The following is a 22,709-nucleotide window of genomic DNA, read 5'->3' on the forward strand; positions in this document are numbered from 1 at the left end:
CTCCCACAGGTTATCCATCGTCCGCTCTATCGCTTAACTGACTGGCATTAGGGCAAGCCCGCTCACTACACAAGCCCAGCACAACGTGCCATCAATTTGCACCTATCCCCCTTCCCTCGACTAGCGTAAAAAAGTCCCCCTCACTCAATGAAGTTAGAGGCCCGCTATGCCCGTTGCCGTGATTGATGGACAACCGCTGCACTATCTCGACGAAGGCACCGGCCCAGCCGTCCTGCTGGGCTCCAGTTACCTGTGGGACCTCCACATGTGGGCGCCGCAGATCGAGGCCCTGTCGCAACAGTACCGAGTCATCGTCCCCGAGCTGTGGGGCCACGGTGAATCGGGGCCGTTGCCCGCCCAGACCCGCAGTCTGGACGACCTGGCGCGCCAGGCCCTGGCCCTGCTCGACCAGTTGGACATTGCCCAGGTCAACCTGGTGGGCCTGTCGGTCGGCGGCATGTGGGGTGCGCGCCTGGCATTGAGCGCACCTGAACGGATCAACAGCCTGATGCTGATGGACACCTACCTGGGCGCAGAGCCCGAGGCCACGCGCCAGTATTATTTCTCGCTGTTCAAGATGATCGAAGACGCCGGCGCCATTCCCGAGCCATTGCTGGATGTGATCGCACCGATCTTCTTCCGCCCGGGTATCGACCGGGAATCGGCGCTGTATCAGGATTTTCGCCAGGCACTGCAGGGTTTTTCCAAAGAGCGCCTGCTGCAAAGCATCGTGCCCCTGGGCCGGCAGATCTTCAGTCGCGCCGACCTGCTGGACCAACTGCCAAAGCTGGACGCGGACACGACCTTGATCCTGTGCGGCGAGCAGGACAAACCCCGACCACCTGCCGAGTCCCAGGAAATGGCCAGGCTGATCGGCTGCGATCTGATCCTGATTCCGGAGGCCGGGCATATCTCTTGCCGGGAGAATCCGGACTTCGTCAACGAAGCCCTGCTGACCTTCCTCGCCAACAACGCCTGATCGCCCTCCTCCTTGATCGCGGCCTTCGCGCTGCGATCAAAGGCGGAAATGCCCGACCATCCCCTTGAGCTCCGCGCCCAGCTGCGCCAGCTCAATGCTCGACGCCGCGTTACCCTGCATGCTCAGCGCCGACTGATCGGCACTGGCGCGGATGCTGGTGACGCTACGGTTGATCTCTTCAGCAACAGAGCTCTGCTCCTCGGCGGCGGCGGCGATCTGCTGGTTCATCTGCTGAATCAGTGACACCGCTACGGCGATACTGCCCAGCGCACTTTCGGTTTCCAGGGCATCACTAACAGCCAGCTTCACCAGCTCACCACTTTGCTGGATCTGCTGCACCGACGCCTGCGCCGCGTGGCGCAGGGTGCTGACCAGCCGCTCGATTTCCTCAGTCGATTGCTGCGTGCGCTTGGCCAGCGCCCGCACTTCATCGGCCACCACCGCAAAACCACGGCCTTGCTCACCCGCGCGGGCCGCTTCGATGGCGGCGTTGAGAGCTAGCAGATTGGTTTGCTCGGCAACGCTTTTGATCACACTCAACACGGTGCCGATATTCTGGATTTCCGCGCTCAGGCTTTCGATACTGGCGCTGGCACTGTTGCTGGAGGCGGCGAGCGACTCGATACGCTGCAAGCTCTGGCGGACCACCTGCTGGCCGCTGTCGACCTTGTCATCCGCTGTCTGCGCGGCTTGAGCCGCCTCTTCGGCGTTGCGCGCCACATCGTGTACCGTGGCCGTCATCTGGTTCATGGCCGTGGCCACCTGCTCGGTTTCCTCCTTCTGACTGCTGACTTCGACGTTGGTCTGCTCCGTCACGCTGGACAGCGAATGCGCCGAGCTGGCCAACTGTTCGATGCCCGCCTGCAGGCCACTGACCATATGGCTCAAGCCGCTGCCCATCTGCTGCATGGCTTGCATCAGCTGGCCCATTTCATCACGGCGACTGACCTCCATGCGCCCGCTCAGATCGCCCGCGGCAATCTGCTGGGCCACCGCGATCACGCTGCGCAGTGGAGCCACAATCAGCCGCGTGATGACCCAGGCCGCAATCAAGCCCACCAGCAACGCCAGGGCTGACGATCCGATAATCAGCATTGCGCTTTTCTTGAGTTGCTCCTGCATCGACTGGTCTTCGGCGGCATAGGCCTGGTTGACCCGGCTGACCACTTGCTCGGCCCGGTCATGCAACTGCTTATAGACCTGTTTTTCCTGAGCCAGCAGGCCCGTGTACTCGCCGAGCTTTTCGCTGAACGCGGCAATATGCCCGGACACTTCATTGAGTACGGTCTGGTAACCCGCATCCTTGACCGAGGTTTTCAGTTGTTCGACCTGGGCCAGGGCCTGGTCCGCCTGCTCGATCTTGCCCTGTTCGGCATCGTCGGCCTCGGCCTTGCGGCTCTGATCCAGGCGTACGCGTGCTTCGTTCATGGCTTGCAACATCAGCCTGGACACCTGGCCGACCTGACCCGCCTGCTCGATAAACTCCGCGCCTTCCTTGCCTTGGCTTTCCTTGAGGCCATAAGTACCGTCATCCGCCAGCCCCGACTGCAACACGTCAAGGTTGTTGGCCACGCTGGAGACCGACCAAGTGGCCATTTCCAGGGCCAGGTCCTTGGCCTGGGTCAGCTCGACAAATTCGTCGAACGCCTTGCGATAGGCCGCCAGCGCCTGCTCGACCTCGGTCATCACCGGCACATTGGCGGCGGACCCGGCTTTGAGGGCGGCGGCCTGGGCCGCCAGGGCATCGACACTTTCATGCAAGGCGTCGACGGCCTTGGGGTCGGCGTGCAGGGCGTAGTCCTGCTCGATCAGGCGCACCTTGAACAAGCCGCTATTGAGCGAAGACATCGCCTTGAGGCCCTCGAAGCGCTGACCAACCGTTTGCAGGGACCACACACCAATGGCCGCCACGACGGCCGTCAGCAGTAGCACCAAGGCGAAACCCAGGCCCAGTTTTTTTGCCATACCGAGGTTGGCGAAACGTCGTTGCACGGCCGAAATCATTGCACTTGATCCTCTTGCAATGGCAGATGCCATCAAGCGTGGTTTCCATGCAGCGAGATTCGCAACCACACGCCAACGACACAAGATGCTGGCGTCGGAATAATGGCAAAAAGCTACATGCCCGTCGTTTTCAGGATGGTCGAGGTCGATCTGGCAGGCCCCATGGCGCGGAACAGCGCCAACGCCCGCTGATCAGCAGCATAGGCCACATTGATGCGCAGCCAGTCACTGTGTTCACCGCCCGGGTTGAACAACGCTCCCGGCGACAGAAGCACACCGAGCCGTCGTGCGCAGGCCTGCAGATGGGAATGATCCGCCCAGCCTGGGCGTGCCCACAGGAACATACCGCCGGAAGGTACGGCAAACACCTGCCATTCTTCGTCTTCCAATACCTGCAAGGTCGAGGCCATCTGTGTATTCAGGCGCTTGCGCAGGCGTTGCACCCACTTACGGTACGTGCCGTTGGCCAGCAACGTGGCAACCACCGTTTCAGCAAAACGCGAAGTACCGAGGCCGGTCAGGGTCTTGAGGCTCGCCAATTGTGCAATGACAGAAGCACTGGCACTGAGGTAGCCCACCCGCAGGGCACTGCTCAGGGTCTTGGAAAAACTGGAAATGTAGATCACCCGGTCATCATGGGGCAGCGCCGCAAGCCGTGTGCAGCTGGCGTGCTGCAGGTCGCCATAAACGTCTTCCTCGATGATCAGGAAATCGTCGCTGCGCGCCAATTGCAGCAAGCGTTCGGCGACCTCACGGCACAGGCTGGTACCGGTAGGGTTGTGATACAGGCTGTGGATGAACAGGCACTTGGGCCGATGGGTGCGCAGCAGCGCTTCCAGCACCGGGATATCCGGGCCACCCTGTGTACGCGGCACCTCCAGCAGCGTGACGCCATGGAACGCCAGCTGGCGATAGAGGTTGCCATACCCCGGTGTTTCGACCACCACCGTATCACCCGCCTTCAGCAAGGTACGTATCAGCAGGTCCTGGGCATGGCTGGCGCCATCGGTGGTGAGGATACGGTCGAGGCTGGTGGCGACCTTGATCCGGGTCAGGCGTTTGAGCAGTTGTTCACGCAGCGCCGGCAGCCCCAGGGGCGGAGTGTAATTGAACAGGCCACGGGTATCGGTACGGCTGACTTCACGTACCGCATAAATGAGGTCATCGCTCTCGCGCCAGGCATCCGGTAACCAGCCACATCCCAGTTTCAACTCACCCAGCGGCCCATCGGTATAAGCCCCCCAACCCCGCTCCGCACCTTCATACCAGTGGTTTTCATGCAGGACCGAAGGCTGGGCCACGACAAACCCCGAGCCCTGCTTCGAGACCAGCAGCCCCTGGGCCACCAGCCGATCAAATGCCTCGACCACACTGGACTGGCTCAGCAGGTTATCCAGCGCCAGTTGCCGGACAGAGGGCAGTCGAGTGCCGGGCGTAATCCCACTTGTGCGAATCCATTGCGTCACCGCGCAGACGATTTGCTGCACCACCGGTACAAGGGCTTGTCGATCGATCCCTAAATCCATGCGCCACTCACTTCAACTGTCTGTTATTCAACCCAAAACAGTTAAGCACAGAAGCCCTTGTCGCCCCGCTCTACATTGTTATTAAAGTATTGATTTTATTGACTTATTTACCTTATGACACACATTCAGCCAAGGCCAATTGCCAGCTCTGGAAAAACCTCACATCCCATCAAACCTTTTCAAATAACGGCCTGCATGGATTCCTAGATTGCCGTCGCGCCACCGTCTACCGCCAGCGCGTGGCCCGTGGTGAAAGCCGCACCATCGCTGCACAGGTATAACACCGCGCTGGCAATTTCCTCGACCTTGCCAATGCGCCCGACCGGATGCATGGCGGCGGCAAATTCCGCCTTACGCGGGTCCGCTTCGTAGGCACGGCGGAACATATCGGTATCGATCACGGCCGGGCACACGGCGTTGACGCGGATTTTCTTTTTCGCATATTCGATGGCGGCCGACTTGGTCAGGCCGATGACCGCGTGCTTGGACGCGGCATAGATGCTCATCTTCGGCGCCGCCCCCAACCCCGCGACCGATGCCGTGTTGACGATCGCCCCACCGCCCTGGGCCAGCAACAGCGGCAATTGGTACTTCATGCACAGCCACACACCTTTGACGTTGACCCCCATGATGGCGTCGAACTCATCCAGGCTGCCGTCCGCCAGCTTGCCCTTCTCGATCTCGATCCCGGCGTTGTTGAAGGCATAATCCAGGCGGCCATAGGCGGCAACGGTCTGTGCCATCAACTGCTGCACATCAGTTTCCAGCGTGACGTTGCAACGCACGAACAATGCCTCGCCGCCGGCTTGGCGGATCAGCGCGACGGTGCCCTCACCGCCGTCGACGTCGAGGTCCGCGACCACGACTTTCAAGCCTTCGGCAGCGAACGCCAGTGCGGTGGCGCGGCCAATACCGGCGGCGGCGCCGGTCACCAGGGCGACCTGGCCGGAAAACGTCATGCTCATGGGAATATCCTTTTGCAAGAAATGGCGGTGGTGTGAGTCTAGCCAACCGCCTGTACGGCGCGTCAGCACTATCAGAAGGCCGGTTGGCGCTGCATGAATCCCAGTGATAACTGCCCCAGCCTGACTATCAATCCAGCCTATCGCGGTGCATTCGCGCCACCCGGACAACCTTGCTCACCGGCCATTGAGGGTCTATCACTCAAGGTTCATTTCTAAAGAGTCCTTGCCATGACTGCCCTGACTAATCGCCAATTCCTGCTTGCCAAACGTCCGGTCGGCGCCGCCACGCGGGACACTTTTACCTACCAGCAAGTGCCGGTGGGCACACCTGGAGAAGGACAAGTGCTGGTGCGCAATGAATACCTGTCCCTGGACCCGGCGATGCGTGGCTGGATGAACGAAGGCAAGTCCTACATTCCACCCGTGGGAATCGGCGAAGTGATGCGAGCGCTGGGCGTGGGCAAGGTGATTGCGTCGAACAATCCGAAGTTTGCGGTGGGGGACTACGTGAATGGCGCGCTAGGGGTGCAGGATTACTTCCTGGGAGAACCGCGTGGGTTCTACAAAGTCGATCCGAAACTGGCTCCCCTGCCCCGTTACCTGTCAGCCCTGGGCATGACCGGCATGACCGCCTACTTCGCCTTGCTCGACACTGGCGCGCCCAAGGCCGGCGAAACCGTGGTGATCTCCGGCGCGGCCGGTGCGGTGGGCAGCATTGCCGGGCAGATCGCCAAGCTCAAAGGCTGTCGCGTGGTGGGTATCGCCGGCGGTGCCGACAAGTGCAAATTCCTGGTGGATGAGCTGGGTTTCGACGCGGCCATCGACTACAAAAACGAAGACGTCCCCGCGGCGCTCAAGCGCGAGTGCCCCAACGGGGTGGATGTGTATTTTGATAACGTCGGCGGCGACATTCTCGACGCGGTGCTCAGCCGCCTGGCCTTGAGGGCACGCGTGGTGATTTGCGGTGCAATCAGCCAGTACAACAACAAGGAAGCGGTGAAAGGCCCGGCCAACTACCTGTCATTGCTGGTCAATCGCGCACGCATGGAGGGCTTCGTGGTGATGGATCACGTGGCCAGCTTTGCCGCCGCTGGACAAGAGATGGGCGGCTGGATGGCCCAAGGCAAGCTCAAGAGCAAGGAGGACATCGTAGAGGGGCTGGAGACGTTCCCGGAGACGCTGATGAAGCTGTTCAATGGCGAGAACTTTGGGAAGTTGGTACTGAAGGTGTAGGAGCGAGCTGGCTCGCTCCTACACGGATGTATCAGGCGATTTCGGCAACCACCGCCGCCAACGCCTTCGCCGGATCAGCCGCCTGGCTGATCGGGCGACCGATCACCAGGTAATCGGAGCCCGCATCCAGAGCCTGGCGCGGGGTCAGGATACGGCGCTGGTCATCCTGGGCACTGCCCGCCGGGCGAATGCCCGGAGTGACCAGTTGCAGCGATGGGTGCGCGGTCTTCAGGGCCTGGGCTTCCAGCGCCGAACAGACCAGGCCGTCCAGGCCGGCCTTCTGCGCCAGGGCGGCCAGGCGCAGCACCTGCTCCTGAGGCTCGATATCCAGGCCGATGCCGGCCAGGTCCTCGCGCTCCATGCTGGTCAGCACGGTCACACCGATCAACAGCGGCTTGGGACCACTGCGCTGCTCCAACACTTCACGGCAGGCCGTCATCATGCGCAGGCCGCCGGAGCAGTGCACATTGACCATCCATACGCCCATTTCAGCAGCGGCTTTGACGGCCATCGCGGTAGTGTTGGGAATATCGTGGAATTTCAGGTCGAGGAATACTTCGAAGCCTTTGTCACGCAGTGTGCCGACGATTTCCGCCGCGCAACTGGTGAACAGTTCCTTGCCGACCTTGACCCGGCAAAGCTTGGGGTCCAACTGGTCAGCCAGCTTCAGTGCGGCGTCACGAGTGGGGTAATCCAGGGCGACGATGATAGGAGTCTGGCAGGCGGACATTGGAATGGGCTCTCAGGCAAGTCGAAATCGGCGCGGATTGTAGCGCAAGCAGCACCGTTGCGGGATCCGATGATCGGTAAATACTGTTCAGCCGTCCATTTCACGGCGTTTCGGGTGATTGTATCCAGCACGATACATTCCCGACATGCGCCCTACACGCCCCACGACTAGCCTCGCGCACATGACCGCCCGTCCAGCACTTCCAGCCATGGGGCTGGGCGCCTATGCTGACAGCAATGACCAGGCAGATGATCGCACCTATGCATACCCCTACCGTCTCTGTAAACGAAGAGCCAAAAGGCGCGGTGATCGCCGAAGACAAGCGCTGGAGCACCCGTGCGCTGATCGTCGATGATGACGTGCCGATTCGTGAACTGCTGATCGACTACCTGGCACGCTTCAATATTCTCGCCACCGGCGTGACCGACGGCGGCGCCATGCGCCAGGCCATGCAAGCCGAAACGTTTGACGTGGTGGTGCTCGACCTGATGCTGCCGGGCGAAGATGGCCTGTCGCTGTGCCGCTGGCTGCGCGCCGAATCGGACATCCCGATCCTGATGCTCACCGCCCGCTGCGAACCGACCGACCGCATCATCGGCCTGGAACTGGGCGCCGACGACTATATGGCCAAGCCGTTCGAGCCGCGTGAACTGGTGGCACGCATCCAGACCATTTTGCGCCGTGTACGCGATGACCGCACCGAGCAACGCGCCAATATCCGCTTCGACAACTGGCGCCTGAACAGCGTGTTGCGCCAACTGGTGGCCGACGACGGCCTGGTGGTGCCGCTGTCCAACGCCGAGTTCCGCCTGCTGTGGGTGTTTATCGAACGCCCCCGCCGGGTGCTGAGCCGCGAACAATTGCTGGACGCGGCCCGCGGCCGGTCCATCGAAGCCTTCGATCGCAGCATCGACTTGCTGGTCTCGCGCCTGCGGCAAAAACTCGGGGATGATCCGAAAGCCCCGCAACTGATCAAAACCGTACGTGGCGAAGGCTACCTTTTCGACGCCCGGGACATCGGTTGATGCGTGCCACCTTCAATACGTTGTTCGGCAGGTTGTTCGGTGTATTGCTGGTGGCTATTGTGTTGGCGCATGTGCTGGCGTTCTTTTGGTTTCACCACTACGGCCCGCCGCCACCGCCGCCCCAGGAGACCTTCGTCGAGCAGCCGGACGGTACGATGAAGCCCCTGCGCAAGCACCATCGCCCCTGGTTCGGTGGCCCGGTGGTGCCGCTGACCTTCCAGTTCATCTCGCTGATCATCGCCGCCTGGTACGGCGCGAAGCTGCTGAGCCGGCCGATCCAGCGCCTGAGTGCGGCGGCTGAGCGCTTGAGCGTCGACCTCGACAGCCCGCCTCTCAACGAGTCCGGGCCACGAGAGGCACGCCAGGCCGCATCCACCTTCAACATGATGCAAAAGCGCATCCGCGAGCAGGTCAGCCAGCGCGCACGCATGCTCGGTGCGGTCTCCCACGACCTGCGTACCCCGCTGTCACGCCTCAAGCTGCGCCTGGAGCAGATCGAAGACACCAAATTGCAAGGCCAGATGCGCCAGGACCTGGACGACATGATCGGCATGCTCGACGCGACCTTAAGCTACCTGCACGAACAGCGCACCAGCGAAACCCGGCACTGGCTCGACGTACAGGCGCTGGTCGAGTCCCTCAGCGAAAATGCCCAGGACCAAGGCTCCGACGTGCAGTTCGCCGGCACCTGTGCGCCGTTGCAGGTACAGCCGATGGCCCTGCGTTCTTGCCTGAACAACCTGATCGACAACGCCCTGCGCTATGCCGGCACCGCACGCGTGGAGTTGGCGGACAGCCGCGAGGCCCTGGTGATCCGTGTGATCGACCACGGCCCCGGGATCGCGGCCGACAAGCGCGAGGCGGTCTTCGAACCGTTTTTTCGCCTGGAGGGCTCGCGCAACCGCAACTCCGGCGGGGTCGGCCTGGGCATGACGATTGCCAAGGAAGCGGTGGAGCGTCTCGGCGGCCACCTCAGCCTGGAAGACACGCCAGGCGGTGGCTTGACCGCCGTGATGTGGTTGCCGAGGATTTAACGGGGGTTGTCTTCGCGACGCCCCTGCGCCTGGGTCGCACTCCAATCCGTCAGCAGGCTGTAGGCCACCGCCAGCAAGGTCGGGCCGATAAACAGGCCGATGAAACCAAACGCAATCAAGCCGCCGAACACCCCCAGCAGCACAATCACCAGTGGCAGGTTGCCGCCTCGACTGATCAGATACGGCTTGAGCACGTTGTCCACGCCGCTGATGATGAACGTGCCCCACACCCCGAGGAACACCGCGTAGGTGTAATCCCCTTTCCAGGCCAGCCACGCGGTCGCCGGAATCCACACCAGCGGTGGCCCCATGGGAATCAGGCTGAGCAGGAACGTGACGATGCCCAGCACCAGCGCGCCAGGCACGCCGGCGATCAGGAAACCGATCAGCGCCAGCAAGGCTTGAGCCGCGGCGGTGCCGATCACGCCGTTGACCACCCGTTGCACGGTGCCCGCCACCAGCTCGATGTAGTAACCGGCCCGCTCGCCGATCAAACGCTCCAGCAGACGGTGCACAAACACCGCCAGTCGAGGCCCGTCCCGGTAGAAGAAGAACACGAACACCAGGCTGAGGGTCAACTCAAGGATGCCGCCGCCGATCTGCGCGCTGCGCGCCAGCAGCCAATTGCCGACCTGGCCCAGATAAGGCTTGATGCTGACCATCAGCGCCGCGCCCTGCTGGTCGATGCTGTCCCAGGTCGCTACCAGGCGCTCGCCGACAAAGGGGATTGAGTTCAGCCAAGCGGGTGCTGCCGGCAGGCCGTCGACCTGAATATCCTTGATCAGGCCCACCGCATCACGCACATGGTCGGCCAGGTTGAAGCCCAGCCACACCAGCGGCACCGCCACCAACAGCATCCAGCACAGGGTCAGGATGCCGGCAGCCAGGGATTCGCGGCCCCCCAGCCAGCGGGTGAGCAAACGCATCAGCGGCCAGCTGGCGAACGCCAGCACTGCGCCCCAGAACAGCGCCGACCAGAATGGCGCCATCACCCAGAAGCTGGCACCAAACAGCACCAGCAGCAGGATTTGCACCAGCATGCGATCGTTATTGAGCATCGGGTATCTCGAGAATAAGGCTGTAGGAGGAGAGCTTAGGCGAACGGCGCGGGTCCGTTCGCCTGGTGACGGTCAGCGTATCAGATGCAGGTGCAAACCCTTAGCGTCACCGGTGCCGGTTTCCATGCGCGCGGCACGCACACCGCTGTCGATCAGGCCCTGGCGCCAGGCTTCGGCCGTTGGCCCGGTCAAACTGACACGCAAGGTGGCGTCCAGGTTCAAGCCACGGGAGATCAAGGTGATCCAGGCCGGATCGGGTTCGCTCCCCAGTGCAGGGAATTCCAGCTCGCCGGTGCTTTTCAGTTCACGAAGCAAGGTTGCCGAAGTGGGCAGCAAGTCACCCAGGGGCGCACTGGCGTCCAGCTGTTCCACATGCAGATAGGCACGACGGTTGCCCCGAGTGATGCCGTACAGCGCCACCAGGGAGTTGTCCTGCGGCGCCGCCAACCGTAACAGCAGGTATTCCTGCTGGCCATCGGCGCCGACCAGCTTGGCATTGCCGAACACTTCATTGGCCCACAGGCTGCTTTCACCGCAATCGCGGGCCTGGCACCAGAACAACAGCTGCGCGCCCTTGGCCTGCAACGCTTCGCGGGTCGCGGTAAAGGCGGCGCTGGAGGTGTGCTCGGCGGGCAGTTCATAGGTAATCGCAGTGGCTTGGCCACGCGCGGTGGCTTGGCCCTCGTAGCGCAACTGGCCGCTGATCTTGCGGATCGCCCCCATGGGGTAGATGCGCTCCCTGGCTTCAGCGGGGCGGTAATCGACGATCTGCGCGTCGACCTGGCGGGACACTGCCGGCAGATCCTGGCTGCCCGGCACATCGGCGGCGAACACCAAGGGGCTGAAGCAGCACAGCCCGAGGGCACGTATACATCCTTCACGCAGGCTCATCGGATGATTGAGCCCTGGCCATTGGAGGTCGCAGCAGTTTCAAGTTGGTTCATGGTTGACTCCCTTTCAATCCGCCCAGCCTCGGCAGTTGACCCCGCCAAGTCAAGGCGTGGAGAAGAACCGATTGAAACAGTCTGCAACAAGAGCCGCACCGGGCTCATCGTTCAGGTGCAAATGATGGCCCCCCGGCAGCGTGGTCACCGTAAAGGGTAGCTGAGAAAGCAATTCGGAATGTTTCGCCAACATGCCGTCAGCCGCGACCACCAACTGTGCAGGACAAGCCACACGTTGCACGAAAGCCATCGCCTGCTCATTGGTCAGTCGTATCGGCGAAGCCAGGGTCAATCGGCTGTCGGTGCGCCAGGTGTAGCCGCCCGGCACGGGCATCAAACCGCGCTGGGCCAGCCATTCGGCGGCCTCGCGACTGACTGCGACCAAACCTTTCATCCGCGCTTCAACCGCCCGGTCCAGGGTGCTGTAGACCGGCTTGCGCTTGCCCTGCAGGTTCAATTGCGCCTGCAACGCCATGCCCAATCGCTCGGCCGCGTTTTCACCGGTGGCGGTCGGCGGGATCACGCCGTCGATCAATCCCAGGTGCGTCACCCGCTCCGGCAAGGCGCCTGCGAGCACCAAGGAGACGATGGCGCCGAGGGAATGGCCAAGTAATGCAAAACGTTTCCAACCCAACTGTTCGGCGACTTGCAGCACGTCAAACACGTAATCCCACAAGGCATAGCCGGCCCCCGCAGGACGGTGCGCCGAATGACCGTGCCCCGCCATATCCAGCGCGACGATGCGCAAGCCCTGCAGTTTCGGCGCCAGCCGCGCAAAGCTGTTGGCGTTGTCCAGCCAGCCATGCAGGGCAATCACCGGCAGACCGTCTTCGGGGCCGAATAGATGCGCCGCCAACTCGATATGCGGCAAGCTGAGGCGAACCTCTTCGACCGGCGTACTCATGCGCAGCTGCGCTCACGGGCTTCCCAGCGGGAGAACAGGTTCTTGATCAAGGCCGCTGTGTCCTGCGGCCGCTCCAGGGGAAACATGTGCCCGCCGGGCATGGTGAGCATTTCGCCCATGGGCAGGCGGTCAACCCCACTGGCATGGTGACGCATCACGACCCGGCTCTGGCGTCCACGCACCACCGCCAGCGGCACCTTCAACTGGCGCACCTGACCCGGGCTGGTGTGGGGCACGCCTCGATAAATGCTGATTTCGGTGGCGGGGTCGAAGCGCAGGCGCAAGCGATCGCCCACCTGTTGCAGGCCATGCTGCAGGTAGGCATCAAAACAGTCAGGGTCGAACCCGCGAAACAGGGTTTTACCGGCGAAGTAGCTGCGCGCGGCGTCCAGGTCGCTGAACTCTTCACGCCGGCCCAGGGTGCGCCCGGCCGGGGTCAGGCGATCGATGAACCCCAAGCGTTTGGCGGCGCGGATCACCCAGCGGTCGGCACGCGTCAGCACCGGCGAATCCAACATCACCACACCGCGATACAACTGCGGGCAACGCATGGCCGCGTGCAGGTGCAACACACCACCTAGAGAGTGCCCGACACCCCACACCGGCTGCGGTTGCTGCTCCAAGTGGTGGATCAACTCGTCCACCAGGTTGCGCCAGTTGTCATCCACTGGAAATCGCGGGTCGTGGCCGTGCTGCGGCAAGTGAGCCACCGTATATTCCGGGGCCAGGGCGGCAAACAACTTGCCGTAGGTGGCCGAAGGAAAACCATTGGCGTGGGCAAAAAACACGTGCTGCGACATACCGGACTCATCTACAGAAACAGAAGTGGATTGTCACCAGCCCCAAGCCGTACAGCAATGACTGTAACTGCCAGGAATGATGACACTCACGCCATGTCTATCGCACCGGCGGGTTCTCGCCCAGCGGCACCACGGCCATGGTCAGGCGCGAGACGCAATTGGTCTTGCCATCATCGGCCGTCAGGCGGATGTCCCACACCTGGGTCGTACGGCCGATATGGATGGCCCGCGCCACCGCCGTCACTCGCCCGCTGCGCACGCCGCGCAAGTGGTTGGCATTGATCTCAAGGCCCACGCAATAGAATTTGCTCGGATCGATGCACAGGTAGGCCGCCATGGAGCCGATACTCTCCGCCAGCACCACCGACGCGCCGCCGTGCAGCAGGCCGTAAGGCTGATGGGTGCGGTGGTCGACCACCATGCTGGCGGTGAGTGACTCGTCGTCGAAGCTTTCGAAACGAATATCCAGCAACTCACCGATGGTGTTTTTCTGCAGGCTGTTGAGTTGCTCGATATTGGGTTGGGTGCGCCACAAGCTCATAGCAGTGTCCTTATTGATTTTATTACGCCCCTAATCCTGCCACAGAATCGATTCGCCGCGCTCGCTCCAAACATGCAATTGAGCACCATAGGTCGATTCGATCACACTGCGCTTGATCTTCAGGGTCGGGGTCAGGAAACCGTTTTCGACGGACCAACTGTCTTTGACCACCACCAGTTGGCGCAGACGCTCAGGCTTGTCCAGCGCCTGGTTGACCTGTTCCAGCCAGCGTTCCAGGCTATCGCGCAGGGCCTGGCGCTCCTCGCCCGCCGCCGCGAGTATGCATAAGCCTATCGGCGCGCTCAGCCCTTCGCCGACCACGCACACCTGCTCGATACGTGGATGTTCCGCCAGGCGGTTTTCAATCGGCGCCGGAGCCACGTACTTACCCTTGCTGGTCTTGAAGATCTCCTTGAGCCGCCCGGTCAGGCGCAAGCGGCCAGCCGCGTCCTGCTCACCCTTGTCGCCGGTGCGCAGAAAACCGTCATTGGTGAGAGTCTCGGCGGTTTTCTGCGCGTCCTTGAAGTAGCCGAGCATGGTCGCGCCGCTGCGCACCTGCACTTCGCCCAACGGGTCGATGCGCACTTCCACCCCAGGGCATGGCAGGCCGATCCAGCCCAGTGTCTGTTGCCCGGGGCGGCATACGTGGGAATAGCCGCAGCTTTCCGTCATGCCGTACACCTCCAGCACATCCAGCCCCAGGCGCTGATACCAACGCAGCAACGCCTCAGGCACCGGCGCCGCACCGGACAGCGCAATACGCAGGGCGTCCAGGCCCAGACCCGACAACACCTTGCGGCCTACAAATGGCCCGATGAAAGGCAGGCGCAACAGCCGGTCCAGACGCTTTTGTGAAACCTTGCCGTACACCCCCATCTGGAGCTTGGTCCAGATCCTCGGCACCCCGAACAGCGCTGTCGGCCGGGCCCGGCGCAGGTCGGTCAGAAAGGTCTCGAGGCTTTCAGCGAAAAATACCGTTTGCCCGGTATAAATTGACGCGAGTTCGACGAACATGCGCTCCGCCACGTGGCACAACGGCAGGTACGACAGCAGCCGGTCGTCCTCCCCCAGGCCAAACAACTCAGTGCCACGGGTGGCGGCAAAGCCCAAGGCGCCGAAGGTTTGCATCACTCCCTTGGGCAAGCCGGTGGTGCCGGAGGTATAAATGATCGTGGCCAAGCGTTCGGCGTCGGGCTCGGGGTTATCTTGAATAGGTGAACAGGCCAGCAGATCGGCCCAAGTGAAATCGAAGTCGCCGGCCGGGGCCAGCGGCAGACGGACAGTCGACAAACCGGCCGGGATACCGGGCGCCATGGCCGGCCAGTCGTCCAACTTGCCGATCAACACCAATGCCGCCCCGGAATGGGTCAGCACATGGGCCACGGAGTCGGCCGTCAGGTTGGGGTACAACGGTACCGAGACATGCCCGGCCATCCAGATCGCCAGGTCGGCGATGATCCAGTGCGCACAGTTTTTCGAGATCAGGGCAATGTGCGAGCCTTGCGGCAACGCCCGAGCACGCAGCCAGTGTGCGGCGCACCGGGCCTGATGGCCGACGTCGCCCCAGGTCAGGGTTTGCACCTCGCCCCCGCCGATGGGCTGCACGAGAAAGGGTTTGCGCGGATGCCGCGCTTCACGTTCGAAGAAGACCTGCAACGGCAAACGAAAAGCGACTGGCATGGGACGCGCTCCTTTGTGTGACTGGATGATAGCCAACCAAGCACTTGCTTGGTTGGCTATATAGCACACACAGCAGCGATCACTTTTCCTACGGGTTCTTCACACTGATCAGGTTCATCAGCCCCGCCAGCGGAAAATCACCTTCCAGCTCCGCCAGGCTGGCGGTGTGCATCGGTTGCGGTTGACGCTGATGATCATGCTGCAGGAAGCTGATCAGGCAGCCCACCAAAGGCTGGTGACTGACCAGCAGCACATTGTCATCGGTGTCGAGCTTTTCCAGCACCCGCAGCGGGTTGCCTTCGGGTGTCAGCCACGGCACCGTGCGGATATCGGGCGTGAAACCCAGCGCCTCGCGAACCAGCTGCGCGGTCTGCTGCGCCCGCACATATGGGCTGGCGATGATCGCGCCGAGGGGCTGGCCGATCAGGTGCGCAGCACTGCGCAACACTTCGGCGCGGCCATGCTCGGTGAGGTTGCGCTCGGCGTCGGTGGGCGCATAGCCTTCGGCCTCACCGTGCCGCAAGATCCACAGTTTCACAGTTTTGGCTCTTCATCACGTACCGGATGCGGCGCCGGCGGCACGCTGTGGGCGGCTTCGCCTTCCGGTGCACGCGGCGTCGGCCAATCGGCGAATGGCCAAGGCTTTTGCTCGGTGTGGAAGCTGCCGAAACGGCCGATCTGCGCCAGGAACTGGCTGAGGCTGTCACCGAAGTTCATCAGGCCCAGGTTCGGCGCGCCGTAGACCAGGCGATAGATCAGTTGCACCAGCACCAGCGCGCCGAGCAGGAACTGCGCCACTTGCCACACCAGGGCAAATACCAGCATCCACACAATACGCAGGACGATGGATTCGTACTTGGGCGCTGCTTTCGGATCGTTCATGACGCGTTCCTCAGTTGAAACCACTGGTGGAAATAAAGTCGACATCGGTTTTCGGCTCAGCCCGCATCAGCAATTCGATGACCTGGTTCAAGGTGCGCCCTTCAAACAGGATCGCGTGCAGCCCAGCGACCAGCGGCATGTACACACCGACTTCCTGGGCCTTGGCCTTCAACACTTTGAGGGTGTTGACGCCCTCGGCCACTTCGCCCAGGCGCGTAACGGCGTCGTCCAGGCTCAAACCCTGGCCCAAGGCAAAACCGACTTGATAGTTGCGGCTCTTGGGCGACGAGCAGGTGACGATCAAATCCCCGACCCCGGCCAGGCCCAGGAACGTCATCGGGTTGGCGCCCTGGTTCACCGCAAAGCGGGTCATCTCGGCCAGGGCACGGGTAATCAGCATGCTCTTGGTGTTCTCGCCCATGCCCAGGGCCACCGCCATGCCGGCGATGATCGCGTAAACGTTTTTAAGCGCACCGCCCAGTTCAACGCCAAAGCGATCGCCACTGGCGTAAACGCGGAACGTGCGGCCATGCAGGACCGCCTGCACGCGCTCGCACAGCGCTTCATCTTCACTGGCCACCACGGTGGCCGTCAGCGCGTGCTCGGCGACTTCCCGCGCCAGGTTCGGCCCGGAGAGCACGCCGATACGTGCCTGGGGCGCAATCTCTTCGAGGATTTCGCTCATCAGCTTGAACGTGTGCGCCTCGATGCCCTTGGTCAAGCTGACCAGCAGCTTGCCTGCCAGGCGCTCGGCGTGGGGCGCCAGCACCGAGCGCAAGGCGCTGGACGGCAATGCGACGAAGCACAGGTCGCAGTCAGTGAGGGTCTCCAGCAGGTCCGTGACCGGTTCCACCGCCGGATGAATCTTGATGCCTTTAAGGTAACGGGGGTTTTCCCGATGCACGCGGATGGCCTCGGCCTGCTCCGGGTCGCGCATCCACTGGCGCACCGCGTGGCCGTTCTCAGCCAGCAGGTTAGCCACGGCGGTACCAAAACTTCCGCCTCCCAGGACCGCAATAGGGCGCTGTTCAGTCATATGCAATCCGTTAATCCATACCAGTGGCGATAGCGGCATTATACGGGGCGACCCGCTTGCGGCCAGCCCCCGCGTCAATTCCCATGCTTGTCGGAAAATGCCACATATACGTGAAGTAATTGCAAGTTCGACGACTGGCAAATGGCCCCACCTCAGTTAACATGGGCGGCTATTCGTCATTATCAAGGCCGCGCCGTGTATCTGGGCCCTCCTCCTCGCTCATCGCTGTTGTTGATGCTGTTGTGCAGTGCCCCCGCGCTGGCCGACGATCTGTTCCTGGACGGCCAGCCGCTGCCGCAGGTATTGACCGCCACACGCCTCAAGCAATCCGCTGCCGCCGTACCCGGCAGCATGACGGTGATCGACAGCGAACTGATCAAGGCCAGCGGCGCACGGGACATCGCCGAATTGCTGCGCCTGGTGCCCGGGATGATGGTCGGCTACACCACCGGCAACCAGGCGGCGGTGAACTATCACGGCACCAGTGCCAGCGATGCACGGCGCATGCAGGTGTTGATCGACGGGCGCTCGGTGTACCGCGCCGGCCTGGCCACCGTGGACTGGAGCGATATTCCGGTGGCCATGGAAGACATCGAGCGCATCGAGGTGTTCCGCGGCCCCAACACCGTCAGCTATGGCGCCAATGCGCTGATGGCGGTGGTCAATATCCTCACGCGGTCACCGGCCAACAGCCACGGCTCACGGATCAAGGTCATCCGTGGCGCACGCGGGATCAACGACTTCTACGCCAGCCAGGGCGCGGGATGGGAGACCGGCGACCTGCGCCTGTCGCTGTCCGGGCAACAGGATGATGGGTTTGACAGTGATGCCGCCGGCGCCGATCGCCGTGACGGCCGGCGCCTCAGTCGCTTCAGCTTGGCCGTGAGCCAGAGTTTGAACGCACAGCAGAGCATCGACTGGCAATTGAACGCCAAGGAAGGGTCCAACCAGCGTCCTTATACCTACAGCCCGGTATTTGCCGGGATTACCGAAGGCGGTACGAACTCCGACGTTACCGCCAAGGACTATGCCACCTCGCTGCGCTGGAACATCGATATCAACCCCGAGCACAGCTTGTATGTTCAAGGCTCGGCCCAGCAATGGGACCGCCAGCAGGTCTGGAAAGCCTGTGATGCCAAGGTCTCGTTCAGCCCGGAGCTGACCCGCCTCTGGCAAATCAACCCCAACTATGCCGAGTTGCTGGCCCGGCACATGAACGCCTACACCCCGGAAAACCTGCCGCCCGGCAGCGACGCCGAACAGGCCCTGGCCAAGCAGGTCTTGCAGCAATGGGGTAGCGGCGGCAAAGACCCGGTCTGCGGCGATATCGATCAAAGTACTCGAGAAAGCCGCTACGACCTGGAGATCCAGGACACCCTCAGCCTGTCCGATAGCCTGCGCCTGGTCAGCGGTATGAACTACCGCTACGACCGCGCCGACTCCGACACCTATTTCAATGGCACCCTGGACGACACCACCTGGCGTCTGTTCGGCCATCTGGAGTGGCGCGCCAGCGAACACTGGCTGGTGCAGGGTGGGGCGATGTACGAAGACACCCACTTGAGCGGCAACTCACTGACGCCACGAATAGCAGTCAACTACCTGATCAACCCGCGCCATGGCTTGCGAGCAGTGTATTCCGAAGCGATCCGCTCACCGGACATGTTCGAGAACAACGTCAATTGGAGCTACCGCGTCACCAACCTCAGCTCCCCGGCCTACGGGCAGAATTCGGGGCAATATTTTGTGGTGACGCGCGGCCCGGGCAACCTCGATAAAGAGTTGATGCGCTCGCGAGAGCTGGGCTACAACGGCTTCTTTGCCGACCTCGGGCTGAATGTCGACGTGAAACTGTTCTACGACGAAATCACTGACATGATCAGCTCACCGCTGCGCAACAACCAATACATTGCCAGCAACGCCAACAGCTCACGGTTCACCGGTGCCGAGTCACAGTTCGATTGGCGCATGAGCAACGCCGACCGCCTGCGGCTCACCTATGCTTATGTCGATGCCAGCGCCAGCAACCCGTTGGACAAGGCACAAACTGCACGTAACAGCGGCTCGGCCGGCTGGCTGCGTGAATGGGGCCACGGCTGGTCCAGTGCGCTGTTCTACTATGGCGACGACGCACTCAACCAATATCGCTTCGAACGGGTCGACCTGCGGGTGGCCAAGCGCATTGCCCTGGGCAAAGCCAACGTGGAGCTGGCCGGCATGCTGCAACAACGCCTGGATAACCAGCCCACCACCTGGGCCGATAACAACTACGACAGTCGTCATGTCCTCTACTTCAGCGCGGAGCTGGAATTCTGACATGGCCGATCAGTCACGGATGACCGCCTTCTTCTCAAGGCTGTGGCGGCGCGGCCTGCTGCTGGTGTGCCTGCTGTTGACGACGCAGGCCAGGAGCGCCGACATCCTGCTCACCGCCGCCGAAGACGGTGCCGGCGTGCAAGCGTTCGCCCAGGCCCTGGCCCGGCAACGCCCCGAAGACCACGTGACCTTCACCCCGCTCAAAGACATGCCGGCACCGAACCAGTTGCCCGCCGCCACTCGCCTGATCCTGCTCGACCTGCCCGGCCTCGACTGGCGCCTGCAGGACACCCAAGGCCCACCCACCCTGGTGCTGCGTATCAGCCGCCTGCAAGCCCGGCAGCGCCTGGGCACCACGCACCCGGCCAAAATCAGCCTGTTGTGGAGCGACCCACCCCTGGAGCGCCAATTGCACCTGATCGCACAGATTTTGCCTCAGGCCCGCCGCATCGGCGTGCTCTACGGCACCGACAGTGAGTTCCTGCTACCCGAATTGACCCGATACGCAGCGCCCATAGGCCTGGAAATCGTGCCGCAGCGCTGGGACAACATCAATGACAGCCGGCCACTGCAAAACCTGTTCAAGAACAGCGATGTCCTGCTGGGTCTCGACGACCCGCAACTGTACAACCCGAAAACCGTGAAGAACCTGTTGCTCAGCAGCTACGCCCAGCAACTGCCGCTGGTGGGGCCCAACGCCGGCTTCGTCAAGGCCGGCAGCCTGGCCAGCACCTACAGCGACCAGACCGACTGGCTCGATGTGCTCGACCGGCTGCTGGACCATTCACCGGCCAACTGGCCACGCTCGTTGTACCCGGAACACTTCAAAGTCGTGGGCAACCCGCAAGTCGCGCGCTCACTGGGCATCGAACAGGTTGACGAAGCCGACGTCGCCGCCCGATTGGCCGAAGGAGAAAAACGCCCATGACCTTGCGTCGTCGTTGGGATATCAACACCCGCACCCAGCTCATCACCCTGGGCCCGGCCTTGTTGCTGACCTTGCTGTTGATCAGTTTCTTTACCTTCGTGCGTATCCAGGACTTGCGCCAGGAACTGGACCATACCGGCCAGCTGATCGCCAACCAGCTCGCACCGGCGACCGAGTACGGGGTGATTTCCGGCAACAATGACGTGCTCGAGAGCCTGCTGCGCGCCACCTTGGCCACGCCCCACGTGCGCTTCCTGGAAATCCAGGACAGCGCCGAAAACATTCTGGTGTACGTTGAGCAACCGACCGAGAAACACGACCGCTCACTGTCGGTGAAGGTGTTCCAGGCGCCGATCCGCCTGCAGCATATCCAGCTGGGCACGGACTTTTTCCAGGACAACCTCAACGAACCCAAGGCGCCACGGGCGGATTACCTTGGCCGGGTGATCGTCGGCATGTCCAACGATGCCTTCAGCCAGCGCCAGCAGGAGATCCTGTTCAAGGCCGGCATCCTCGCCCTCTTCGCCCTGCTGTTTACCTTCCTGCTCGCGCGCCGCCTGGCCGCCAGCCTGTCGCAGCCGATCAGCGCGATGGGCCACGCGGTCAAAGCCATCCAGCAAGGCGACTACAAGACGCCCCTGCCGATTGTCGATGATTCCGAGCTGGGCGACCTGTCACGCCATATCAACAACCTCGCCGAAGGCCTCAACCAGGCCAGCCGCGAACAAGAACAAGCGATGGCGCAGTTGATCCAGACCCGCGAAGAGGCCGAACGCGCGAACAACGCCAAGTCGGACTTCCTGGCGATGATGAGCCACGAATTGCGCACGCCCATGAACGGCGTGCTGGGCATGCTGCAACTGCTGGAAACCACCGAAATGACCGAGGAGCAGACCGAGTATGCGGCGCTGGCCTCCGAGTCCACCGAACATCTGCTCAAGGTCATCAACGACATCCTCGACTTCTCGCGCATCGAACGCGCCGCGCTGGAACTGGAACATATCTCGTTCAACCTGGCGGACCTGATCAGCAGCTGCGCCCAAGCTTTCCAGCACAGCGCCCAGCAACGCGGCCTGGCCCTGGAACTGCCCATTCCCCTGGGCATGGACTCACTGCAGGTGCGGGGTGACCCGACGCGTATCCGGCAAATTCTGGTGAACCTGATCGGCAACGCGCTGAAATTCACCGAACACGGCACCGTGACCGTCGAGCCGCATTGGCAAACCCTTGATCATGAACTGGTGTGGTTCACCTGCACCGTGCGCGACAGCGGTATTGGGATCTCCCCCGAGCGCCTGGAAATGATGTTCAACGCATTCCAGCAAGCCGACAGTTCCATTTCAAGACGTTACGGCGGCACCGGCCTTGGGCTGCCCATCGCCCGCACGCTGGCCGAACGCATGGGGGGCACCTTGCGCGCCCAAAGCGAGGAAGGCCGAGGTTCGGTGTTTACCCTGGAAATTCCATTGGCCATCGATCAGAAAAGCCTGCCGGCGCTAGCCCCCGACGCCGACGGCAAAGCCAGCGCCGGTGATGGACGACACGTACTGTTGGTGGAAGACAACCCGGTCAATCGCACCGTGGTCGAAGCCATGCTGCGCAGCCTGGGTTTTGAAGTCAGCCTGGCCACCGACGGCGCCGAGGCGATCCGCAGTGCCGAGAGCCTGATTTTCACCGCGATCCTGATGGACTGCCGCCTGCCACTGATCGACGGTTACGAAGCGACCCGACAAATCCGCCAGTTGCCCGGCTGCGCCGACTTGCCGATCATCGCCCTGACGGCCAATGCCTTGCAGGGTGACCGCGAAGCCTGCCTGGCAGCTGGAATGAACGATTACCTGGCCAAGCCATTCAAACGCACGGATTTGCAGCAAATCCTGCAGCGCTGGGTGCAATAGCGCCGCGCCATCAGCCAACTGCGACTGGCGTGAAACACGAAAGTGCGGCAGTCTTAGGCACCCAAACGGGCTGATAAACAGGCCCGGTTTAAAATTTCAGTGAACAAGTGTACATTGAGTGCCTTGACGCTGTGACTTTCACTACAACGCAATAGTCTATGTGTAGGCTGCCGCTATGAGGCATGAACGCTTCATTCGGTTCGGGAAGATTGACCCTACCCTGCCG

At 62.2% G+C, this 22,709-nt stretch carries 20 protein-coding genes and 1 pseudogene; 7 read left to right on the forward strand and 14 right to left on the reverse strand.

Annotated features, from left to right (window positions below; all coding sequences use genetic code 11):
• The first annotated feature begins 166 nt into the window (after positions 1–166).
• Positions 167–979: an alpha/beta fold hydrolase gene (locus ACQRBT_RS00355; RefSeq protein ID WP_411984566.1), complete on the forward strand. Its 813-nt coding sequence runs from the start codon at positions 167–169 to the stop codon at positions 977–979.
• A gap of 36 nt (positions 980–1,015) precedes the next feature.
• Here the strand turns inward: ACQRBT_RS00355 and ACQRBT_RS00360 are convergent, their stop codons facing one another.
• From ACQRBT_RS00360 to ACQRBT_RS00375, 4 genes and pseudogenes are all read right to left on the reverse strand, one after another.
• Positions 1,016–1,897: a methyl-accepting chemotaxis protein gene (locus tag ACQRBT_RS00360; protein ID WP_412047684.1), complete on the reverse strand. Its 882-nt coding sequence runs from the start codon at positions 1,895–1,897 to the stop codon at positions 1,016–1,018.
• A pseudogene (locus ACQRBT_RS00365) lies at positions 1,877–3,016 on the reverse strand (HAMP domain-containing protein); the annotation flags it as partial. The pseudogene ACQRBT_RS00365 and the gene ACQRBT_RS00360, both read right to left, overlap by 21 nt.
• Positions 3,017–3,096: 80 nt before the next feature.
• Positions 3,097–4,509: a PLP-dependent aminotransferase family protein gene (locus ACQRBT_RS00370; protein ID WP_104995941.1), complete on the reverse strand. Its 1,413-nt coding sequence runs from the start codon at positions 4,507–4,509 to the stop codon at positions 3,097–3,099.
• Positions 4,510–4,712: 203 nt separating this feature from the next.
• Positions 4,713–5,474, reverse strand: a complete 762-nt coding sequence (locus ACQRBT_RS00375; RefSeq protein ID WP_090365932.1) for an SDR family oxidoreductase — start codon at positions 5,472–5,474, stop codon at positions 4,713–4,715.
• 228 nt (positions 5,475–5,702) lie between these two features.
• Here ACQRBT_RS00375 and ACQRBT_RS00380 point away from each other — a divergent pair, with 228 nt between their 5' ends.
• Complete coding sequence (locus tag ACQRBT_RS00380) at positions 5,703–6,707, forward strand: NADP-dependent oxidoreductase (protein WP_411984564.1); 1,005 nt, start codon at positions 5,703–5,705, stop codon at positions 6,705–6,707.
• A gap of 31 nt (positions 6,708–6,738) precedes the next feature.
• Here ACQRBT_RS00380 and pyrF read toward each other — a convergent pair whose 3' ends face one another.
• Positions 6,739–7,437 carry an orotidine-5'-phosphate decarboxylase gene (pyrF, locus tag ACQRBT_RS00385; RefSeq protein WP_060754493.1) on the reverse strand — a complete coding sequence of 233 codons (699 nt, stop codon included), beginning with the start codon at positions 7,435–7,437 and terminating at the stop codon, positions 6,739–6,741.
• A gap of 248 nt (positions 7,438–7,685) precedes the next feature.
• Between pyrF and ACQRBT_RS00390 the strand changes: the two genes are divergently transcribed.
• Positions 7,686–8,462, forward strand: a complete 777-nt coding sequence (locus ACQRBT_RS00390) for a response regulator (RefSeq protein ID WP_060754494.1) — start codon at positions 7,686–7,688, stop codon at positions 8,460–8,462.
• Positions 8,462–9,496 (forward strand): ATP-binding protein, encoded by a 1,035-nt coding sequence (locus ACQRBT_RS00395; RefSeq protein WP_060754495.1) that lies wholly within the window; start codon positions 8,462–8,464, stop codon positions 9,494–9,496. Before ACQRBT_RS00390 ends, ACQRBT_RS00395 begins: the two co-directional genes overlap by 1 nt.
• Here ACQRBT_RS00395 and ACQRBT_RS00400 read toward each other — a convergent pair.
• From ACQRBT_RS00400 to ACQRBT_RS00440, 9 genes are all read right to left on the reverse strand, one after another.
• A complete protein-coding gene (locus tag ACQRBT_RS00400) occupies positions 9,493–10,554 on the reverse strand; it encodes an AI-2E family transporter (RefSeq protein ID WP_104995939.1) in 1,062 nt (353 codons plus the stop codon). The genes ACQRBT_RS00395 and ACQRBT_RS00400 overlap by 4 nt on opposite strands.
• Positions 10,555–10,626: 72 nt before the next feature.
• Positions 10,627–11,445 carry a DUF4892 domain-containing protein gene (locus ACQRBT_RS00405; protein ID WP_104995938.1) on the reverse strand — a complete coding sequence of 273 codons (819 nt, stop codon included), beginning with the start codon at positions 11,443–11,445 and terminating at the stop codon, positions 10,627–10,629.
• A 102-nt stretch (positions 11,446–11,547) separates the two neighbouring features.
• Complete coding sequence (locus tag ACQRBT_RS00410; RefSeq protein ID WP_090365938.1) at positions 11,548–12,402, reverse strand: alpha/beta hydrolase; 855 nt, start codon at positions 12,400–12,402, stop codon at positions 11,548–11,550.
• A complete protein-coding gene (locus ACQRBT_RS00415) occupies positions 12,399–13,202 on the reverse strand; it encodes an alpha/beta fold hydrolase (protein WP_060754499.1) in 804 nt (267 codons plus the stop codon). The genes ACQRBT_RS00410 and ACQRBT_RS00415 overlap by 4 nt, the downstream gene beginning before the upstream one ends.
• A gap of 97 nt (positions 13,203–13,299) precedes the next feature.
• A complete protein-coding gene (locus ACQRBT_RS00420) occupies positions 13,300–13,743 on the reverse strand; it encodes a hotdog fold thioesterase (protein ID WP_060754500.1) in 444 nt (147 codons plus the stop codon).
• Between the two features lie 30 nt (positions 13,744–13,773).
• Positions 13,774–15,423 (reverse strand): AMP-binding protein, encoded by a 1,650-nt coding sequence (locus tag ACQRBT_RS00425; protein ID WP_104995937.1) that lies wholly within the window; start codon positions 15,421–15,423, stop codon positions 13,774–13,776.
• Between the two features lie 88 nt (positions 15,424–15,511).
• Positions 15,512–15,961, reverse strand: coding sequence for a phosphohistidine phosphatase SixA (gene sixA, locus ACQRBT_RS00430; protein WP_412047677.1), 450 nt, complete (start codon positions 15,959–15,961; stop codon positions 15,512–15,514).
• Positions 15,958–16,305, reverse strand: coding sequence for a DUF4389 domain-containing protein (locus tag ACQRBT_RS00435; RefSeq protein ID WP_060754503.1), 348 nt, complete (start codon positions 16,303–16,305; stop codon positions 15,958–15,960). Before ACQRBT_RS00435 ends, sixA begins: the two co-directional genes overlap by 4 nt.
• Positions 16,306–16,315: 10 nt before the next feature.
• The gene (locus ACQRBT_RS00440) at positions 16,316–17,341 is read right to left on the reverse strand and encodes an NAD(P)H-dependent glycerol-3-phosphate dehydrogenase (RefSeq protein ID WP_090365947.1); all 1,026 of its coding nucleotides are present in this window, start codon (positions 17,339–17,341) and stop codon (positions 16,316–16,318) included.
• Positions 17,342–17,536: 195 nt separating this feature from the next.
• On the opposite strand from ACQRBT_RS00440, the gene ACQRBT_RS00445 reads away from it, so the two are divergent.
• Genes ACQRBT_RS00445 through ACQRBT_RS00455 form a run of 3 tightly spaced genes read left to right on the forward strand, consistent with a single transcriptional unit; the run spans position 17,537 to position 22,483 of the window.
• A complete protein-coding gene (locus ACQRBT_RS00445; protein ID WP_354001840.1) occupies positions 17,537–19,657 on the forward strand; it encodes a TonB-dependent receptor plug domain-containing protein in 2,121 nt (706 codons plus the stop codon).
• A 1-nt stretch (position 19,658) separates the two neighbouring features.
• Complete coding sequence (locus ACQRBT_RS00450; protein WP_104995934.1) at positions 19,659–20,585, forward strand: ABC transporter substrate-binding protein; 927 nt, start codon at positions 19,659–19,661, stop codon at positions 20,583–20,585.
• A complete protein-coding gene (locus ACQRBT_RS00455; RefSeq protein ID WP_090365949.1) occupies positions 20,582–22,483 on the forward strand; it encodes an ATP-binding protein in 1,902 nt (633 codons plus the stop codon). The genes ACQRBT_RS00450 and ACQRBT_RS00455 overlap by 4 nt, the downstream gene beginning before the upstream one ends.
• Positions 22,484–22,709: the final 226 nt, after the last annotated feature.

It is taken from the genome of Pseudomonas sp. R19M (genome assembly GCF_050312585.1).
Taxonomy (GTDB): domain Bacteria; phylum Pseudomonadota; class Gammaproteobacteria; order Pseudomonadales; family Pseudomonadaceae; genus Aquipseudomonas; species Aquipseudomonas palleroniana.

Excerpts from the sequence above, each read along its gene's own strand:
- ACQRBT_RS00355 (WP_411984566.1), top strand. The coding sequence starts at position 167 with ATGCCCGTTGCCGTGATTGATGGACAACCGCTGCACTATCTCGACGAA.
- ACQRBT_RS00360 (WP_412047684.1), bottom strand. The coding sequence starts at position 1,897 with ATGCAAGCCATGCAGCAGATGGGCAGCGGCTTGAGCCATATGGTCAGT.
- ACQRBT_RS00370 (WP_104995941.1), bottom strand. The coding sequence starts at position 4,509 with ATGGATTTAGGGATCGATCGACAAGCCCTTGTACCGGTGGTGCAGCAA.
- ACQRBT_RS00375 (WP_090365932.1), bottom strand. The coding sequence starts at position 5,474 with ATGAGCATGACGTTTTCCGGCCAGGTCGCCCTGGTGACCGGCGCCGCC.
- ACQRBT_RS00380 (WP_411984564.1), top strand. The coding sequence starts at position 5,703 with ATGACTGCCCTGACTAATCGCCAATTCCTGCTTGCCAAACGTCCGGTC.
- pyrF (WP_060754493.1), bottom strand. The coding sequence starts at position 7,437 with ATGTCCGCCTGCCAGACTCCTATCATCGTCGCCCTGGATTACCCCACT.
- ACQRBT_RS00390 (WP_060754494.1), top strand. The coding sequence starts at position 7,686 with ATGATCGCACCTATGCATACCCCTACCGTCTCTGTAAACGAAGAGCCA.
- ACQRBT_RS00395 (WP_060754495.1), top strand. The coding sequence starts at position 8,462 with ATGCGTGCCACCTTCAATACGTTGTTCGGCAGGTTGTTCGGTGTATTG.
- ACQRBT_RS00400 (WP_104995939.1), bottom strand. The coding sequence starts at position 10,554 with ATGCTCAATAACGATCGCATGCTGGTGCAAATCCTGCTGCTGGTGCTG.
- ACQRBT_RS00405 (WP_104995938.1), bottom strand. The coding sequence starts at position 11,445 with ATGAGCCTGCGTGAAGGATGTATACGTGCCCTCGGGCTGTGCTGCTTC.
- ACQRBT_RS00410 (WP_090365938.1), bottom strand. The coding sequence starts at position 12,402 with ATGAGTACGCCGGTCGAAGAGGTTCGCCTCAGCTTGCCGCATATCGAG.
- ACQRBT_RS00415 (WP_060754499.1), bottom strand. The coding sequence starts at position 13,202 with ATGTCGCAGCACGTGTTTTTTGCCCACGCCAATGGTTTTCCTTCGGCC.
- ACQRBT_RS00420 (WP_060754500.1), bottom strand. The coding sequence starts at position 13,743 with ATGAGCTTGTGGCGCACCCAACCCAATATCGAGCAACTCAACAGCCTG.
- ACQRBT_RS00425 (WP_104995937.1), bottom strand. The coding sequence starts at position 15,423 with ATGCCAGTCGCTTTTCGTTTGCCGTTGCAGGTCTTCTTCGAACGTGAA.
- ACQRBT_RS00435 (WP_060754503.1), bottom strand. The coding sequence starts at position 16,305 with ATGAACGATCCGAAAGCAGCGCCCAAGTACGAATCCATCGTCCTGCGT.
- ACQRBT_RS00440 (WP_090365947.1), bottom strand. The coding sequence starts at position 17,341 with ATGACTGAACAGCGCCCTATTGCGGTCCTGGGAGGCGGAAGTTTTGGT.
- ACQRBT_RS00450 (WP_104995934.1), top strand. The coding sequence starts at position 19,659 with ATGGCCGATCAGTCACGGATGACCGCCTTCTTCTCAAGGCTGTGGCGG.
- ACQRBT_RS00455 (WP_090365949.1), top strand. The coding sequence starts at position 20,582 with ATGACCTTGCGTCGTCGTTGGGATATCAACACCCGCACCCAGCTCATC.